The sequence below is a fragment of the Polynucleobacter sp. MWH-Jannik1A5 genome (genome assembly GCF_018881795.1).
Taxonomy (GTDB): domain Bacteria; phylum Pseudomonadota; class Gammaproteobacteria; order Burkholderiales; family Burkholderiaceae; genus Polynucleobacter.
On record NZ_JACVPQ010000001.1, the window covers coordinates 1,407,305 to 1,424,243 of the forward strand.

Genomic DNA, 16,939 nt, shown 5'->3' on the forward strand with positions numbered 1-16,939 from the left:
TACGCTCGATTCTGGGGAAAGGCCCTTGCTTGCTTTGCTAGAACATTTGCAGGGTAAGCGCTCCACAGAGAGATTGGTACGCACTTTTATTCGCAATGCAGAGAATCAAGTCCAATATCTTAATTGGCAGGAGCCTGACATTCCATTTGAAGAGGTTGGCACAGCTACTTGGGATGGGTTACCTCTAGATTCGTATTTATCACTTTTGGACATGCTTAATCCAATGCATCGCTTATGGAGTGATGGTCGTTGGAATAAGCTTACTGTTGCTCACGGCTGCTATTGGAAAAAATGTAGCTTTTGCGATGTTTCGCTCGATTACATTTCTCGTTATGAAACTGCTTCAGCCAGCTTATTGGTGGATCGTATTGAGCAGATCGTTGCTGAGACCGGTCAAACGGGATTTCATTTTGTGGATGAGGCAGCTCCACCTAAGGCATTAAAAGCCCTAGCTGAGGAGTTGATTCGTCGTAAGGTGGTCATTTCTTGGTGGGGCAATATTCGCTTTGAAAAAACTTTTACTCCGCAATTAGCTGAACTTCTAGCCCAAAGTGGTTGTATAGCGATGTCAGGCGGCTTAGAGGTTGCCTCTGACAGATTGTTAAACCTGATGAAAAAGGGTGTATCCGTTGAGCAAGTGGCCCAGGTTACCAAAGGTTTTTCAGATGCGGGCATCTTGGTGCATGCTTATCTAATGTATGGCTTTCCAACTCAAACCGTACAAGAAACGGTAGATGCTTTGGAATATGTAAGGCAGTTATTTGAGAGTGGCTGTATTCAAAGTGGATTTTTTCACCGCTTTATCTGCACCGTTCATTCTCCTGTGGGTTTAAATCCACAAGAGTATGGAATTGAATTAGTGCCGTTGCCAGAAATTACTTTTGCCAAGAATGATGTTGCCTTTATTGATCCAACTGGCGTTGACCATGATGCCTTGGGTCAAGGATTGAAAAAGGCTATTTATAACTATATGCATGGAGTGGGTTTTGAGCTTAAAGCACACTCTTGGTTTGATGGTTTAGGAATGGCCATCCCAAAGACGACGGTTGCCCATAATTTTATAGAGAATGCTTTATATCGATAAGCTGACGACATGATGACTGCCCGCCATATTGTTTACTTAATCATGTCCGTCCTATTGACGGGATGTATCTCCTCTCAGCCATTTCCAAATGGAGTCGTTGAGGCTCAGCCCACTCCCACTCCTTCCATTCGCGCTCCAAAAGTAGGGCAAGAATGGGTATATCGAGTGCGTAATGTTTTTAACCAGGAGATAGTGGATACGGTTACTGAAAAAGTAGTTTCAGTTGGAGAGCAAATTCGAATTTCTAGAGTCGGCATCAAAGCAGGCCCCTTACCAGATGAAATCCAATCTCCTTGGGGATTTGTGATTCAGGATCCACACTGGAGTCCGCCACAAAAATTTACTTCTGCAATTCCTATATGGCCCGAACAATTAAAAGCCAATTGGAATGGCTTTTACAGAACCCGGTATCAGGTCCTGGGTCATCCAGACGGCAGCTTCTATTGGGGGGTAAATGTCAATTCCTATCAATGGGAACGTATTTCAGTTACGGCGGGTGAATTTTTGACCCTGAAATATCAAAATGAGATGCCTTACTTTGAAAGTCAGGATGTTTTTAGAGTAGCAAATTACCGTGAGGATTTGCTTTGGCTCTCGCCAGAAGTTGGTCGCTGGGTGATACGTAGGAGCTATGGGCGTTACATTACGCCAGGCGTTTATTGGGCGAATGCTTACTGGGAAGATTACTTGGAGTGGGAGTTAATCTCCTGGAAATAAGCAAAGCGCTTAAAATAGTCTAATTGCTATGTATACCGTAAAAGAACTATTTCCCACCCTTCAGGGTGAAGGCGCCCACGCTGGTAGGGCGGCAGTATTTTGCCGATTTGCTGGGTGCAATCTTTGGAGTGGGCGTGAAGAAGATCGTGCCACAGCTATTTGCCAGTTTTGCGATACCGATTTTGTGGGTAGTGATGGTATTGGTGGCGGTAAGTTTGAAACGGCCAATGCACTTGCAGATGCTATTGAGTCTTCATGGCGCAGTACCTCTGCTGGACCTCAGCAGCGTTATGTTGTTTTTACTGGCGGTGAGCCTCTGCTGCAATTGGATGATGAGCTAATCGCAGCCCTTCATCGCAAAGGTTTTGAAGTTGCAATAGAAACAAATGGGACTATTAAAATTCCTAAAGGGGTTGATTGGGTTTGCGTCAGTCCTAAGGCTGGATCCGAATTAATTGTTTTGCAAGCAGATGAGTTAAAGCTGGTAATTCCTCAGCAAGATAATCTAGAGTTAGAAAAACTCATGGCTCGCTTTGAGAAGATGGATTATCGAAATCGTTTCTTACAGCCTATGGATGGCCAAAACCTTAAAAGCAATACAGAATTAGCAGTAAGCTTGTGTCAAAAGCGTCCCTTATGGCGATTGAGTCTGCAGTCTCATAAGCTGATCGGGATTCGGTAATTTGGCCAAGCTCAAACAGGATAATTAAGTACCTAATGACAAATAAACAGCCTCCCATCTCCATTACCCGTCGCCTCGAGTTTGACTCAGGACATCGCATTCCAAACCATGATGGTCAATGCCGCCATCTGCATGGTCATCGTTATGCGATTGAAGTCACTCTGGCGGGTGAAGTGGCAGATCATCCAGGTAAAGCTGATGATGGGATGGTGCTTGATTTTGGTGATATCAAGCGCTTAACTAATCAGTATGTTGTTGATCTTTGGGACCATGCTTTTCTGGTCGCCAAGGAGGATGAAGGTTTGGTGGCGTTTTTGGCTACTTTGCCCAATCACAAGACAGTCATCATGGATCACGTTCCGACTGTAGAAAATTTGGCAAATGCTGCTTTCGCAATACTGCAACCAGTCTTTAATAAAGCCTTTGGTGGTCGCCTGGAACTCTCTTCTGTTCGACTTTATGAGACGCCTAATTGCTGGGCTGATGTCCACTCTGTGTAAATGATGCAAGCTGAGCTTGACCAGCAATATATGCGTATGGCAATTGAGCAAGCTCAGTTGGCTGCGCAATCAGGCGAGGTTCCTGTCGGGGCTGTCTTGGTTAAAGATGGCCAAGTCATTTCCAAAGCCTTTAATAAACCTATTGCAAATCATGATCCCAGTGCACATGCAGAAATGTTGGCCTTGAGAGAGGCTGCGCTTTCTGAAGGGAATTATCGTATTCCTGGCAGCACTTTATATGTCACTCTAGAACCATGTGCGATGTGCTCTGGAGCGATGCTTCATGCTAGGATTGATCGTGTAGTATTTGGCGCCCCAGACCCTAAGACAGGTGCCGCAGGCAGCGTCTTGGATTTATTTGCTTCTAAGCAGATTAATCACCAGACTAGCGTCGAAGGTGGCATCATGGGTGAAGAGTGTGGTCAGTTGTTACGTGATTTTTTTAAGGGACGACGTTGAAATCCATTCACCTGATTGCTCCATCTGGAGCAAGTTTAGATAGCAAAAGTCCTTTGGCTGGCATTGACTGGTTAGAGGGGCAAAGTATTGATGTCCAAAATGCAGATTGCGTACATCGAGTCTACGAGCGCTTTGCTGGCAGCGATGAAGCGCGTCTTGCTGAGATTAATCAGATTGCTCAATTAGATTCAAAAACCCTAGTGATGGCTATGCGCGGGGGATACGGTTTGCACCGCTTGCTTCCAGATATAGAGTGGAGTGCTATTGCTAAGGCAATTCAAAATGGTTTACAAGTTTGTGGCCATAGTGATTTCACGGTATTTCAGTTGGCTTTGCTGGCAAAAACAGGTGCCATTACTTTGGCTGGCCCAATGCTCAACTATGATTTTGGACGTCTTGGCGATGATGGCGCTCCAGTGGTGCCAGATGCATTTATGTGGGAGCATTTTCAGAGCGCTATTCAAAATCGCAAACTCGACTGCCAGGTTTTAATCCCGCAATCCTTTTTGGGTAAAGCCAATACTGGCTCCCTCACAGGATTATTGTGGGGAGGTAATTTGACTGTGATCGCTGGTTTGGTCGGCACTTCATATCTCCCTGATGCCAAGCAAACGCAGGGCGGTATCTTGTTTCTAGAGGATGTGAATGAGCATCCTTATCGGCTTGAGAGAATGATGATGCAACTTCTAGATGCAGGTGTTCTTTCAAATCAAAGCGCCATCTTATTGGGCGGTTTTTCCGCTTATCGTCTATACGATAACGACAGGGGTTATTCACTTGAGCGCGCTATCGAAGTAGTTCGCAAACGCTTGCCAAAAGAGATTCCTATATTGACCGGGCTGCCATTTGGGCACCAAGCAAATAAATTGACTCTGCCTATTGGCGCTACAGCTAGCTTAAATTTCAATTCAAATGGATTTGAGCTTAAGGCGCAGTGGTAACGATTAGTCACCTCTTGAAGCGCCCCTGTATCAGAGGCATCTTCCTTCTCATTGCATTTACCTTTACAGGAGCAGTTATGGCAACTGAAGAGCCAAAATATACTGTTCTCGAGAAAGAATCCCCTTTTGAAATTCGATCTTATGCGCCAATGATTGTGGCCGAGGTTCAGGTTGAGGGTGATTTGGATGGCGCATCTAGTCAAGGCTTTCGCTTGATTGCGGCCTATATATTTGGCCAAAATCAAGTGAGTGAAAAGATCGCTATGACTGCGCCGGTAACAGTGCAAGATCAATCGGCAAAGAATGCAAAGATTGCTATGACTGCCCCAGTGGGGATTGAGTCAAATGCTGGCAAGTGGGTAGTGTCTTTTGTGATGCCGGCTGAATACACTATGGAAACTATACCTAAGCCAATCAATCCGCTGGTGCAATTACGTCAAGTTCCTGCAATTAAAAAAGCAGTCATCAGCTTTACTGGGTTCTATAACGATCAAAAAGTCGCTGAGAAAACTCTGGAATTGGAGCAGTGGATGAAGTCTAAAAATTTACAGGGTACTGGCACGCCAAATTTTGCTCGTTACAACCCACCTTGGACTTTGCCATTTATGCGCCGCAACGAGGTCATGATTAGTCTACGTGACTAGTTCTTTGCCTCAAAACTCTTAAGTACAAACTGACCGCCACCATTAATGCCTAAAGCTTTTGTTAAGGTGGGCAAGGCAGCTGCTAAGTGTTTTTCAAGGGTCCACGGCGGATTAATAATAAACATACCGCTCGACTGAAGACGTCGCTCACCGGGAGCATTTTCAACGCGTAATTCAGTATGGAGCCAAGAGCGCTTATGGCTTGCAGCAATTTTTTTCAGGCGATCAGGCAGAGCAATGGATTCTCTTCTGGAGATAACGGGATACCAGATTGCATAGCAGCCTGTGGCAAAGCGTTGCAATGCTTCTTCCATGGCGGTCTCAAGATATCGATAATCTTGTTTATCTTCATAGGATGGATCGATTAATACTAGACCTCGTCTACTTGGTGGCGGTAGCAAACCCTTGAGTCTGGCAAAGCTATCCTCGGCATAAATATCAATCTGCTTTGATTGCTTTAGCTCACCTATGTTGTGACGCAGAATATCAATCTCTTTTGGGTGCAATTCAAATAGCTTAAGACGGTCTTGTGGGCGTAACAAGCCAGCTAATATAAAAGGGGATCCTGGGTAGGACCTTAATTGACCGTCAGTATTTTCAGCCTCGATATGCTTTAAATACTCGAGGATGCTTTCGGGTATCGGGCTATTCGCATGTTTACATGTTTCGACATATTGAGCGAGGCGAAAGATTCCGCCATCCGCTTCTTTGCTTACCGTTGAGAAGCCATCCTGCAGGCTGTAAATACCTGCGCCGGCGTGCGTATCGACAATTGTGAGTGCACCCGGCTTTTCTTGCAAATAATCAACTAAATGAATTAGCGTCAGATGCTTAAGAATGTCTGCATGACTTCCAGCATGGAATGCATGTCTATAGCTAAACATATCTGGATAGACTCACAGTGGGCGCGCTTGAGTAAATTGTGCTTTGCCATACATCACAAGCGTAATCACGATGATAGCGACAGAAGCATATTGCAGCGGTTGGTTTAATTCGTGATCCATTATTTGAGTGAGGTGAGAATAGATTGCGATAACACCACCAAGCGCAATCAGATGAGCCCATATCTTTTTGGGACCCAGTTGACTCTCCGGGAATTGATTGGCTAGTAAGGCTCCAATCATGCCGCACCAAATACCAAATCCCGCTCCACCCAAAACGTCGGTGAGCCAGTGGGCACCAACTGCATTGCGCGATAGCCCAACCAATGCAGCAAGAGCAAATAAAAGTAGAAGCGGTGTTCTCTTCTCTTTACTTGCTGAAAAATAGAAAGCGCTTGCAATCGCAAATGCGGTTAGCGTATGACCAGAAGGGAAGGCTCTATGAAGTAGTGCTTCACCGATACGATAAAAACTTCCCTCGTTCAGAATGCTTGCAGGCCTTGGTAGATTAAATAGGCCTTTTAATGCAGCGCTTGATAGCGCCGCTATGGTACCAGCAAAAATACCTGCAGTTAAGATTCTTGGTGCCAAAAGTAAGAGTGGAAATGCGATTGCAAATACGCCCCAACCATTACCTAAAAAAGTAAGCCAAGTCCAAAGTGTGTCTGGCAACTGCTGGGTAAATTGATTGATGAATAAAAAACTACTGCTTTGTAGATCGCCAAAGTAGAGAATGAATGCAAGCGCGAGCGGAGCTAGCGGGATAAACCAAGCAAATCCAGGTATAGCCTTTTTACTCATCCAGCTTAACGGGCCTTCGCTTGATCGGCATCCTGCAATTGCTTGATGACTTTGTCTAAAACTTGTGGGACTGTAATGGCTTGCATGCAGACATTGTCGTGACAAGGTGTTTTACGGTGATTGGCAGCGCTCACACAAGGAGAGCATGCAAGGTTTGCAGTGATAGCAATAGAATTGCCAACCGATCCGTAGAGTGCTGGAGTTTCAGGTCCAAAGAGAACAACCGTTCTTAATGGCGTTACTGCTGAGAAATGACCAGGACCAGAATCGTTAGTCACCATTACATCGGACAGGGTATAAAGGGGTGGTAATTCTGCGAAGCTGACTTGCCCAGCAAAGTTCAGCGCATTCTTAATATTTGCAACAACACGAACTTTCTCTACATAGGCAAACTCAGCGGGTGAGCCTGTGATCAGAATCAGATCATTTGGATATTCTTGGTGGATCGCTTGAATTAACTCAGAAAAACGTTGCTGAGCCCAGCGGCGTTGCGGCAAAAGATCGCTTGCATTAGGGTTGATCAAAATCAGACGATTTTTTCCGGGGGTGTAGCTGATATTTTCTTCTTTAGCTAATTTCTCAATTCGCTCACGCACTTTTTCTAGAGCGCTTGGGTTGATGATGGCTTGCTCTAAGCGAACTTCAGAATCTGGAATTTCAATCTTGCTAAAAGGAACTTCAATCTTCTGGGCAAAAGCAGCATGAATCAAAGAAAGAAAATTCTTAGTAATGTGAATGTGCGGGTTGTAATGCACTTTGCGGGTGAGCATGAAGCCACGCCATAACCCCTCGCCGTGAAAGATGTGATAACCCACACGACGCCGTGCACCACACATGCCAGTTAAAAGGGCTGTAAAGCGCGAAAACAGCTCTAGGTCAATGACGGTATCGATGCGGTGTTTGCGAGCAAGCATCAGAAAGAGTAGGGTGTCTTTAATTAAGCCACCCAAGCTGGATGAGTCAATAGTAAAGATATTTTCTGGCTTTACGGTATTAAGTAATGTGAGGCTGGCGCGATTACTTTTGAAAATCAAGAAAAAGATTTCTGCTCCACGCGCCTGCGCATTACGCATTGCTGGGTCGACCAAAATCGCACTACCCATTTCTGATAACTCAATAAAGAGTAATTTTTTTGGAGTCTCTGGTCCGCGATTAAATATATTTTTTACGCCATCAAGCAAAGCAATAACTGGACTCACAATTGCACATAGGGGTACGCCGACCCAATGATCAATGGCGCGCATAGTGTTGACGCTAATAGTCATAGTTTTGCTCTAAAAAAATTATTTTCGTTTTAGTAAAAAATAGGCGCCAGGCAGAACTGACAAAACAGTAATTGCCCCATAACTTATGGAAGCTAGAACTGTTAAGGAGGGGTTGACACCCCAGAGGGCCAAGACTGAGGAGAGGGTGGCTTCACGCAATCCCCATCCAGAAATGCTGATCGGCAACATGAGTAGCAAGCTAAGTGCAGGCAAGCCAATCATGAGCCCTTCAATAGGAGCGTTAACGCCGTAAGCCTTGAGGCAAAAGAGCAGCGTTAAGATTGTAAGAAAGTGAATGCCAATAGCTAAACCTGCTTGGGCAATATTGTTAGGCCAAGCAAAGGCTAACTGAATTCCAGGCATTGCATTATTCATATTGAAGCGATCTAAGAATTTTTGTAATAGCTGCTTGCTTGGTCCCCAAGCCAAGATAAGTGCAATAGCTACGCCTGCCAACAGCATCACCGCCATAACTGCATAGCCTAAGTCCTGACCCCAAGCCGCCAATGTGGCACCGCCTAGAATTAACCCAATGGCACCGAGTAAGTTATTACCTGCCAAACCCAAAAGACGATCAACCAAAACCATTGCAAAACTTAAGCGCAACTTTGGTGTCGCATGCTCAAGATCTACTGAATGATGAAGCTCCTCATCCAACTCTTTGGTTTCAGATAGGTTGCCAGTATTGGTTAAGTGAGTTGCAGTAATAGCGCGATAGCTATCGCCGCCTAATGTGCTTGGTAATCCTTGGTTAATGAGGCCACCGGCAAAGTAGAGGCCGATATAGGAGCGGATGCGGCGTGGAAATCCAACGGCCTGCATAAATAATCCCCAACGATAGCCGCCGCAGATGAAGGCACTCATCATGCTCACTAGTGCTGCTATAAACCAAAGGGGCTGCATCTGAATCTGGGTATCAAATAGTGAGTGCCAGTCAATTCCGCTGGTTGCCTTCCAAAGTAGTGCAATAGATAGAAGGACCCGAATAGTGGGCCAAGCGCGCTTGAGGATGGTTTTCCAGCCCGATTGGGTTTTAGGAGTGGGCTGGGTCTGTGAACTCATAAGCGTAAGGATAATGCCTTGGAGGCCTAAGGTCTTGAATTTGGGGGAATTACTCTGAGCGACCGGGTCCCTGCCAATTCCTACAAAGGCTAAAGTCGAATTTGGATAAAACTCGTCCAAAACGCTCAATTTCTAGGCTATCCAATGGTTCGCATGTCTCAAAAGCCGACTTATTGCCGACTGGTATGGAGTGGGGCATACCTGACCAGTTAATGAGCAGGGCGCTCCCTCCTGGCGGGATTTCTCCAAACCAGAGATCAAATTGATCCCGTCTCTGATCTAAAACAAATACCGGGGTCGGAGATGCATACCAAGCAGCGCGACTACCTAGAGTCCAATTTTGAACGGCAATACCCTCCGCTTTAGTCGCTTTGGCTAGTTCGGCTGCTTTTTGCCCGGCTACTTTCCAACCATATAAATCTGCAATGGGATTGGATTTAATCGATGCATTGCTAATGCCCCCGGATAAGACATAGGCAAAGCCGATGCAACATAGTGCGATCTGTATCAAAAATAAAATACGAATCCAGTTGCGATGTTGCATTGCCCATGCTTTTGCTAAACCAATGCCAGCGAATGGCGCAAGACAAAACCATGCGGGCGAAGTCCAGTGAGGTAGACCGCCACCCCCGGATAGGCTAGTAAAGATTGCAAAAGGAATAAAAAAGAATCCTATAAGTGCAAACAGAGAAATCTTTGCCCCATGGATGCAGTCTTTTAAGAAAATAATGAAACCCAGAATCAATAGAGGGCCAAAGACCAGAATTTGAACGCCAAAATAGGCTGCTAGCCTGCGCAACAGCCACTCACCACCACCACCATGCGCTAGTTGATATTTGAATGAAATCCAATCGTTAACCCAATTCCAATATAGGACTGGAGTAATGAGTAGCAAAGCGGTTAATGCAGCTAGCCAGAAGCCCGGTTTTGTTAGCCAAGATTTTTTGGGTGAGCTAAGAAATACAAAGAGTAATGCGAACGCAGTAAAAGCGGCGGTATATTTACTTAGCCCTGCTAAGCCCAATAGGATTCCAGTCAGAATCCAATCACCTGTACTAAATTGATCTTTTCTTAACCAACGAAGAGCCATCAACATTAAGCCGAGACTTAAAGGGGTAAGAAGAGTGTCTGGCAATAAGCCAATCGCCAGAATATGCAACATGGGTGCAGCGACAATAGTTAATACGGCCATCAGTCCGCATAAATTTGCCGATGGCAGTGCGTTCGTCAGATAACCAGCGTTACGTCCTTGAATCAGGTGATGCAGTTCAATGGTGACTCGATACACCAAGAAACAAGAGATAGCCCACAGTAATTCTGGAATTAATCGAATAATCCCTTCTGAAGATGTCACGGCCACCAAAGGCCATTGGATCCAACCTACCAATGGTGGATGATCGAAATAGCTCCAAGCCAAGTGTTGGGCATACAAAGCGTAGTGAGCTTCATCTACTGAGAACTCAATAGAAAAACCCAGGGCTAAATGCACCAACGCGGCAATAAAGACGCAGATGAAGGCCCAGCTTGAGGGTGATTGATGACGCATCAGATGATTTTAGACTCACAAGTCTCATTCTTTGGGACAATTGAAGTATGTCAAAGTCAGCCCCTTTATTTTTGATCCTCTGTACGATCCTTTTTTTGGGCGGTTGTGCTGGTTTGAGCGGCGATTCGGTGCAAAACGAAGCCGGCCAACCATTTAATGCAGATTTGCTGCCGGCTCAAGAGGAGTTGCCTAAATTTTCTGCCGAGACAGCTCGCGATGGCATGCCAAGCGGGTGGAATTTTTATCGTATAGCGCCATTTAAAAAGAACACGGTATATCGCCTTGAAAACTATCAAGGTAAAACAGTGCTAAGCGCGAATTCAAAAACCTCTGCATCTGGATTGGCGGTGAAGTTACGCCCCCGTCAGGCAGGTAATTTACTTTTGCAGTGGGAGTGGAAGGCGCTAAAGCCTATCGTCAATGCAGATAATGTCGATGGTCATACCGACGATGCGCCGTTACGTATTTTGGTTGCATTTGATGGCAATAAATCCAAATTACCCTTAAAAGAAAAAATGACTTTTGAAATGGCCAACCTCATTAGTGGTCAAGAGATGCCTTATGCCACACTGATGTACATCTGGTCTGGCAAGTCACCCGTTGATACCATCATTACGAATGCCCATACATCTCGTATCAAAATGATTGTGGTGGATTCTGGCTGGGATAACTTAGGTCAGTGGCATAAACACCAACGTGATTTGGCGGCAGACTATAAGCGGGCTTACGGCGAAGCGCCTGGTGAAGTCATTGGCATCGCTTTGCTAACGGATACAGATAATACCAAGTCAGAGACGCGAGCGTTTTATGGTGATATCGAATTAATTCGCAAGAGTCCAAAATAAACCAAGTAAAGCAGTAAAAATGCTTTTACTTAGCAATGGGTAGGGCGCCAGCGTTTTAGTAAAAGTGCGTTGCTCAGAACGCAAAAGCTAGACAGTGCCATAGCACTGCCAGCCAGCATCGGCGAGAGATAGCCCAGAGCAGCCAAGGGGATGCCAGTGACATTAAAGATAAAAGCCCAGAATAAATTTTGCTGAATTTTTTTCCAAGTTCGCTTGGATATATCGATCGCATTGGCTACCAATATAGGATCCCCTCGCATTAAGGTAATGCCAGCCGCTTGCATTGCTACATCAGTGCCAGTAGACATTGCCATACCTACATCAGCGCTAGCTAAGGCAGGTGCATCATTTACGCCATCTCCTACCATGGCAACAAATTGTCGCTGACCATTCTTGGTTTGAAGTTGACGAATAATGTTTGCTTTATCACTAGGCATAATTTGTGCAAACACTTCTGCAATGCCAATATTTTTTGCAGCACGATTGGCCGCAGCAATATTGTCACCAGAAAGCATCACAGTAAGTATATCCAGCTTGCTTAGTGATTTAATTGCCTCCCGAGAATTTTCCTTGAGCTCATCCCCAAAGGAGAAGATTGCAATTGGCAATGAGTTCGCCTCATTATTCATTAAGACTGAAACGGTTTGACCGGCCTCAAAACAAGACTGGGCCTTTTCTAGTATTTCGGCATGATGGGGGTTGCTCTCTAGGGACGCAATGCTTTGTAGGGCGAGGCTTTGCCCAGCAAGAGCGCCAGCACTAGGTTTGCCGCTAATACCAATACCCGGCAATGCTTTGCTATCGGTCGGCGTTATCAGTGTCAAACCATTTTGTTTGGCGGCGTCTAGGAGGGCTTTTGCAAGAGGGTGCTCACTACCAAGTTGAAGGCCTGCAGCTGTTGCCAGAATGTCATTCTCAGAAAATGATCTGCTAAAAGAAATGACTTTCAGTAGTCTAGGCTTACCAACGGTGAGTGTCCCGGTTTTATCAAACGCCACAACATTCAAGCGATGTGCCAATTCCAAAACTTGAGGATCTTTAATTAAAATTCCAAAACGCGCTGCTACCCCAGTCCCTGCCATGATGGCCGCTGGCGTTGCAAGTCCGAGTGCGCATGGACAGGCAATCACGAGTACAGAGACTGCTCTCAATATAGCAATAGATGCTGAGTCTAAATAAAGCCAGTTTGCCAAACCCGTGATGATTGCAATCACGATCACGCTAGGAACAAAAATAGCGCTCACTTGATCCATTAATTTTTGTATTGGCGCCTTTTGGGTTTGCGCATCTTCGACCAGGGAGATAATTTTCGAAAGCACGCTCTCAACGCCCACCGCTTGAGCCTCAATGACTAAGACACCTTCGCCATTGAGTGAGCCGCCAATAACATTTTCTCCTATGCGTTTTTTGACTGAATCACTTTCTCCAGTGAGCAGCGATTCATCAATGTGACTATTGCCCAGTAGGATGATGCCGTCCACTGGTATGCGCTCGCCGGGCAGAACCAAGATACGGTCCTTCGGAAATACCTGATCTAAGGGTAGATCATGAAATTGGTCTAAGGCGGAGTTCTCGGTGATGACAATATCTCGTTCAATGACTTTGGCGTGCTCTGGCCACAACTTTTGTAATGCACGAATTGCTTCACTAGTTTGTTGCTTAGCTCTGGCCTCTAACCATTTGCCTAGTAAGACCATGCAGATGATGACTGCCGATCCTTCAAAGTAAAGCTCGTGACTCGCATGAGGTGAAGCGATCATTTGATAAATACTGAGGCCGTATGCTGCGCTTGTGCCGAGCGCTACCAACAAATCCATATTGCCAACACCTGACATGAGGGATTTGAAACCTGCTTTATAAAAACGCCATCCTAGAAAAAATTGCACAGGGGTGGCAAGCAGAAGTTGCCACTTTGGTGAGGGTGCCCAATGAATGCCAAAAGGCATCAGGAACATTGGGAGAAAAAGTGGGGCGGAGAGGGCGAAACCCAGCAATACGCGCCCTAAACCATTCGCTCCCCAAAACAGCTTAGAGGGTGCCGTTTCTGAAATTTGATGAGGACTACTGATTTTTGCTTCATAGCCTGTTTTTTGGACTGTGGCGATAAGGTCGTCCGCATTAAGCCCAGAATCTGCTTTTAAGCGTACCTTGGCCTGTTCCGTTGCCAAATTCACACTGGCAGCCTCTACGCCGGGTATTTTGTCCAAAGCTTTCTCAACTCTGCCTACACAGGAGGCGCAGGTCATCCCGCCGATATCCAGAGTAAATAGCTCTGATTTAGTGTCTATTTGGAGGCTCATATAGAAGATAATCTACTGCATGCAAGCCACATTTACATCAAAAGGGCCTATATGTTGACTTTAAAAGTATCCGGGATGACTTGTGGGGGATGTATTAACGCAGTAACGAGAGCCGTCCTGGCTCGGGACCCTCAAGCCAAAGTTCAGGCCGACTTGGCAAGTCAGACGGTCAACCTAGAAACGACATTATCTGAAGCGCAGGCCAGTCAGCTTATAACAGACGCCGGCTTTCCAGTGGCCAAATAGCAATTGTTTAGAATGTCAGTAAACCTAACAAAACCCGTAGTTTTTGTTCCTAAAGGATCGTGATTTATGTTCTTCAGTAAGTTAATGCCTCACGATGGTAATTTCTTCGAGCTTTTCAACGAGCACGCTAGCAATATCGTTTCCGCCTCCGAATCTTTCTTAAAATTCGTCGAGCATTACGGCGATGAAGCATTGCGCGCGAAATATACACAAGACGTTGATAAAGCCGAGCATGCTTGCGACGACGTTGTTAAAGAAGTACATCGTCGATTGCACAAAACGTTTATCACTCCAATCGATCGCGATCAAATTTTCTCACTCATCAATACGATGGATGACGTTGCGGACTTGTTGCAAAACGGTACAGAAGCAATGCATTTGTATAACGTAAAGCAAATGACGCCAGAAATGATTCAAATGGCGGAGCTTTGCAATCAGTGCTGCATCAGCATGAAGAATGCTGTTGCTACATTAAAAGATATCTCTGATCCAGAGGTGGCGAAAGCTGCTTTGAAGACCTGCGATGAAATTGATCATCTAGAGTCTGGGGCTGATCGCCTTTTATCTACTGCGATTACCAGATTATTCCGTGAAGACATCGAAGTGCGCGAGCTTATTAAGTGCCAGCGCATTTATGAGCTGCTTGAGGAAGTTACCGACAAATGTGAAGACGTTGCCAACTTGGTTGAAGGCATCGTTCTTGAAAACTCTTAAGGCGAATTAAGTTGCCAGCGATAGAAGTAGCCTTTTGGGTTGTAGCGCTTTTAGTGGCGTTAGCACTTGCATTTGATTTCATGAATGGTTTTCATGATGCTGCTAACTCCATTGCGACGGTGGTCTCGACGGGCGTTTTAAAGCCACAGCAAGCAGTAGTCTTTGCAGCCTTCTTTAATTTTCTGGCGATCTTCATTTTTCATTTGAGCGTTGCTGCCACAGTGGGAAAGGGAATTGTTCATCCTGCGGCAGTTGACTTACATGTCATCTTTGGCGCGTTAGTGGGTGCAATTGTCTGGAACGTGATTACTTGGTATTACGGCATTCCATCAAGTTCCTCTCATGCCTTAATCGGTGGCTTAGTTGGTGCTGCATTGCCAAAAGCAGGTACGGATGGCTTGGTTTGGTCGGGAATCATTAAAACTGTTTCTTTCATCTTCATTTCACCATTTGTTGGCTTCTTGCTCGGCTCTCTAATGATGTTGATAGTTGCGTGGGTTTGCCGAAATGCAAATCTAGCCAAAACAGATCGTTGGTTCCGTCGCCTGCAATTGGTTTCTGCAAGTGCTTATAGTTTGGGTCATGGCGGTAATGACGCCCAAAAAACCATTGGTATTATTTGGCTTTTGCTCATCATCACTGGTTACGCTGAAGCTAGTGCAAAGATGCCACCGACATGGACAATTATTTCTTGTTACATCGCTATTGCTGCGGGCACGATGTTTGGTGGCTGGAGAATTGTCAAAACCATGGGACAGAAGCTCACCAAGCTTAAGCCGGTTGGCGGTTTCTGTGCTGAAACTGGTGGCGCAATTACTTTATTTGCAGCAACGGCTATCGGTATCCCAGTTTCCACTACCCATACGATTACTGGGGCTATTGTGGGTGTTGGCTCAACCCAAAGGGCTAGTGCAGTTCGCTGGGGAGTTGCCGGAAACATCGTCTGGGCGTGGATCTTCACCATTCCAGCAACTGCGCTCATGTCCATGGCGGTCTATTATCTGAGTCTGCTCATTTTCTAGAGTACTTGCTTAATGATGGCTGACGCCCATTTAAGCAAATATTTGCAGCTACGAGTAAGCTAGCGCTAAATAAGAAAAATACCAAAACCTAGAATCCCATTCTAGGTTTATTTATATTAGGAGAAGGTTGTGTCGGTTACACCAGAGTTAGTACAAGCAGCACTCAAAAGCTTAGTTGATCCCAATACTAAGGTTGATTTCGTTACCGCTAAAAACGTTAAAAATCTCCGCGTAGAAGATGGTGATATTTCTTTGGATATCGTACTAGGCTATCCTGCGAAGAGTCAGCTTGATTCGATTCGTAAATCAGTTATTAATGCCCTGCGCGAATTGTCTGGCGTTAAAAATGTCAGCGTTAATATTTCTAGTCAAATTGTTGCGCATGCAGTGCAACGTGGCGTCAAGCTATTGCCTGGTGTAAAAAATATTATTGCGGTTGCCAGTGGTAAGGGTGGTGTTGGTAAATCGACAACAGCGGTGAACTTGGCTTTGGCGCTAGCTGCCGAGGGTGCGCAGGTTGGCATTTTGGATGCAGATATTTACGGCCCAAGTCAGCCAATGATGTTGGGTATTACTGGTAGACCAGACTCTCTTGAAGAGAATACGATTGAGCCAATGGAGGCTTATGGCTTGCAGGCAAGTTCAATTGGCTTTTTGATTGATGATGATGCCCCAATGGTCTGGCGTGGCCCAATGGTGACTTCTGCTCTCGAGCAACTGCTTCGTCAAACCCGCTGGCGTGATTTGGACTATTTAATTGTGGATATGCCACCGGGTACTGGTGATATTCAATTGACTCTGGCGCAAAAAGTGCCTGTTACTGGCTCAGTGATTGTTACTACACCCCAAGACATTGCGTTGTTAGATGCCCGCAAAGGTCTGAAGATGTTTGAAAAGGTAGGCGTGCCTATCATCGGCATCATCGAAAACATGAGTACTTATGTTTGTACAAAATGCGGACACGAAGAGCATGTATTCGGTACTGGCGGTGGCCAAAAGATGTGCAAAGAGTATGGAGTGGACTTCTTGGGTGATTTACCTTTGAATCTATCCATACGAGAGCAGGCAGATGCAGGGCGTCCTACAGTGGTTGCGGATCCTGACGGCGCAATTAGTGCGATTTATAAAGGCATTGCTAGACAGGTTGCCATTCGTGTTGCTACTCTATCCAAAGATATGAGTAGTAAATTTCCGAACATTGTTGTTCAAAATACCTAAGGCACTGAACAT

18 protein-coding genes are annotated in these 16,939 nt (G+C 45.5%); 12 read left to right on the plus strand and 6 right to left on the minus strand.

Annotation, left to right across the window (positions count from 1 at the left end; translation table 11 throughout):
• The 7 genes from ICN23_RS07165 to ICN23_RS07195 all read left to right on the plus strand — a co-directional run.
• Positions 1-1,084 (plus strand): radical SAM protein (locus ICN23_RS07165; RefSeq protein WP_216231506.1); only part of this gene is annotated, 1,084 nt, incomplete at its 5' end.
• A 9-nt stretch (positions 1,085-1,093) separates the two neighbouring features.
• The gene (locus ICN23_RS07170; protein WP_216231507.1) at positions 1,094-1,801 is read left to right on the plus strand and encodes a hypothetical protein; all 708 of its coding nucleotides are present in this window, start codon (positions 1,094-1,096) and stop codon (positions 1,799-1,801) included.
• 28 nt (positions 1,802-1,829) lie between these two features.
• On the plus strand, positions 1,830-2,483 hold the full coding sequence (queE, locus tag ICN23_RS07175) for a 7-carboxy-7-deazaguanine synthase (protein ID WP_216231508.1): 654 nt from the start codon (positions 1,830-1,832) through the stop codon (positions 2,481-2,483).
• A 35-nt stretch (positions 2,484-2,518) separates the two neighbouring features.
• The gene (gene queD, locus ICN23_RS07180; protein ID WP_216231509.1) at positions 2,519-2,983 is read left to right on the plus strand and encodes a 6-carboxytetrahydropterin synthase QueD; all 465 of its coding nucleotides are present in this window, start codon (positions 2,519-2,521) and stop codon (positions 2,981-2,983) included.
• Positions 2,984-3,442 carry a tRNA adenosine(34) deaminase TadA gene (gene tadA / locus ICN23_RS07185; protein WP_216231510.1) on the plus strand — a complete coding sequence of 153 codons (459 nt, stop codon included), beginning with the start codon at positions 2,984-2,986 and terminating at the stop codon, positions 3,440-3,442.
• The gene (locus tag ICN23_RS07190; protein ID WP_216231511.1) at positions 3,439-4,383 is read left to right on the plus strand and encodes an LD-carboxypeptidase; all 945 of its coding nucleotides are present in this window, start codon (positions 3,439-3,441) and stop codon (positions 4,381-4,383) included. The genes tadA and ICN23_RS07190 overlap by 4 nt, the downstream gene beginning before the upstream one ends.
• A gap of 77 nt (positions 4,384-4,460) precedes the next feature.
• Entirely contained in the window at positions 4,461-5,027 is a 567-nt protein-coding gene (locus ICN23_RS07195; RefSeq protein ID WP_216231512.1) for a heme-binding protein, read from the plus strand.
• Here ICN23_RS07195 and ICN23_RS07200 read toward each other — a convergent pair.
• The 5 genes from ICN23_RS07200 to ICN23_RS07220 are packed head-to-tail and all read right to left on the minus strand — an operon-like array spanning position 5,024 to position 10,582.
• Complete coding sequence (locus ICN23_RS07200) at positions 5,024-5,911, minus strand: 23S rRNA (adenine(2030)-N(6))-methyltransferase RlmJ (RefSeq protein WP_216231513.1); 888 nt, start codon at positions 5,909-5,911, stop codon at positions 5,024-5,026. The genes ICN23_RS07195 and ICN23_RS07200 overlap by 4 nt on opposite strands.
• A 12-nt stretch (positions 5,912-5,923) precedes the next feature.
• Positions 5,924-6,709, minus strand: coding sequence for a phosphatase PAP2 family protein (locus ICN23_RS07205; protein WP_216231514.1), 786 nt, complete (start codon positions 6,707-6,709; stop codon positions 5,924-5,926).
• A gap of 5 nt (positions 6,710-6,714) precedes the next feature.
• The gene (locus tag ICN23_RS07210) at positions 6,715-7,974 is read right to left on the minus strand and encodes a glycosyltransferase family 9 protein (RefSeq protein WP_216231515.1); all 1,260 of its coding nucleotides are present in this window, start codon (positions 7,972-7,974) and stop codon (positions 6,715-6,717) included.
• An 18-nt stretch (positions 7,975-7,992) separates the two neighbouring features.
• Positions 7,993-9,036, minus strand: coding sequence for a lysylphosphatidylglycerol synthase transmembrane domain-containing protein (locus tag ICN23_RS07215; protein WP_216231516.1), 1,044 nt, complete (start codon positions 9,034-9,036; stop codon positions 7,993-7,995).
• A 49-nt stretch (positions 9,037-9,085) separates the two neighbouring features.
• On the minus strand, positions 9,086-10,582 hold the full coding sequence (locus ICN23_RS07220) for a glycosyltransferase family 39 protein (RefSeq protein ID WP_216231517.1): 1,497 nt from the start codon (positions 10,580-10,582) through the stop codon (positions 9,086-9,088).
• A gap of 47 nt (positions 10,583-10,629) precedes the next feature.
• Between ICN23_RS07220 and ICN23_RS07225 the strand changes: the two genes are divergently transcribed.
• The gene (locus ICN23_RS07225; protein ID WP_216231518.1) at positions 10,630-11,427 is read left to right on the plus strand and encodes a DUF3047 domain-containing protein; all 798 of its coding nucleotides are present in this window, start codon (positions 10,630-10,632) and stop codon (positions 11,425-11,427) included.
• Positions 11,428-11,456: 29 nt separating this feature from the next.
• Here ICN23_RS07225 and ICN23_RS07230 read toward each other — a convergent pair whose 3' ends face one another.
• Positions 11,457-13,727, minus strand: a complete 2,271-nt coding sequence (locus tag ICN23_RS07230) for a cation-translocating P-type ATPase (RefSeq protein WP_216231519.1) — start codon at positions 13,725-13,727, stop codon at positions 11,457-11,459.
• Between the two features lie 51 nt (positions 13,728-13,778).
• Between ICN23_RS07230 and ICN23_RS07235 the strand changes: the two genes are divergently transcribed.
• The 4 genes from ICN23_RS07235 (at position 13,779) to apbC (ending at position 16,927) form a co-directional block, all read left to right on the plus strand.
• The gene (locus ICN23_RS07235; RefSeq protein WP_216231520.1) at positions 13,779-13,973 is read left to right on the plus strand and encodes a heavy-metal-associated domain-containing protein; all 195 of its coding nucleotides are present in this window, start codon (positions 13,779-13,781) and stop codon (positions 13,971-13,973) included.
• 66 nt (positions 13,974-14,039) lie between these two features.
• The gene (locus ICN23_RS07240) at positions 14,040-14,687 is read left to right on the plus strand and encodes a DUF47 domain-containing protein (protein WP_216231521.1); all 648 of its coding nucleotides are present in this window, start codon (positions 14,040-14,042) and stop codon (positions 14,685-14,687) included.
• Between the two features lie 80 nt (positions 14,688-14,767).
• Positions 14,768-15,709, plus strand: coding sequence for an anion permease (locus ICN23_RS07245; protein ID WP_370624779.1), 942 nt, complete (start codon positions 14,768-14,770; stop codon positions 15,707-15,709).
• A 129-nt stretch (positions 15,710-15,838) separates the two neighbouring features.
• Complete coding sequence (gene apbC / locus ICN23_RS07250) at positions 15,839-16,927, plus strand: iron-sulfur cluster carrier protein ApbC (protein WP_216231523.1); 1,089 nt, start codon at positions 15,839-15,841, stop codon at positions 16,925-16,927.
• Positions 16,928-16,939 lie beyond the last annotated feature (12 nt).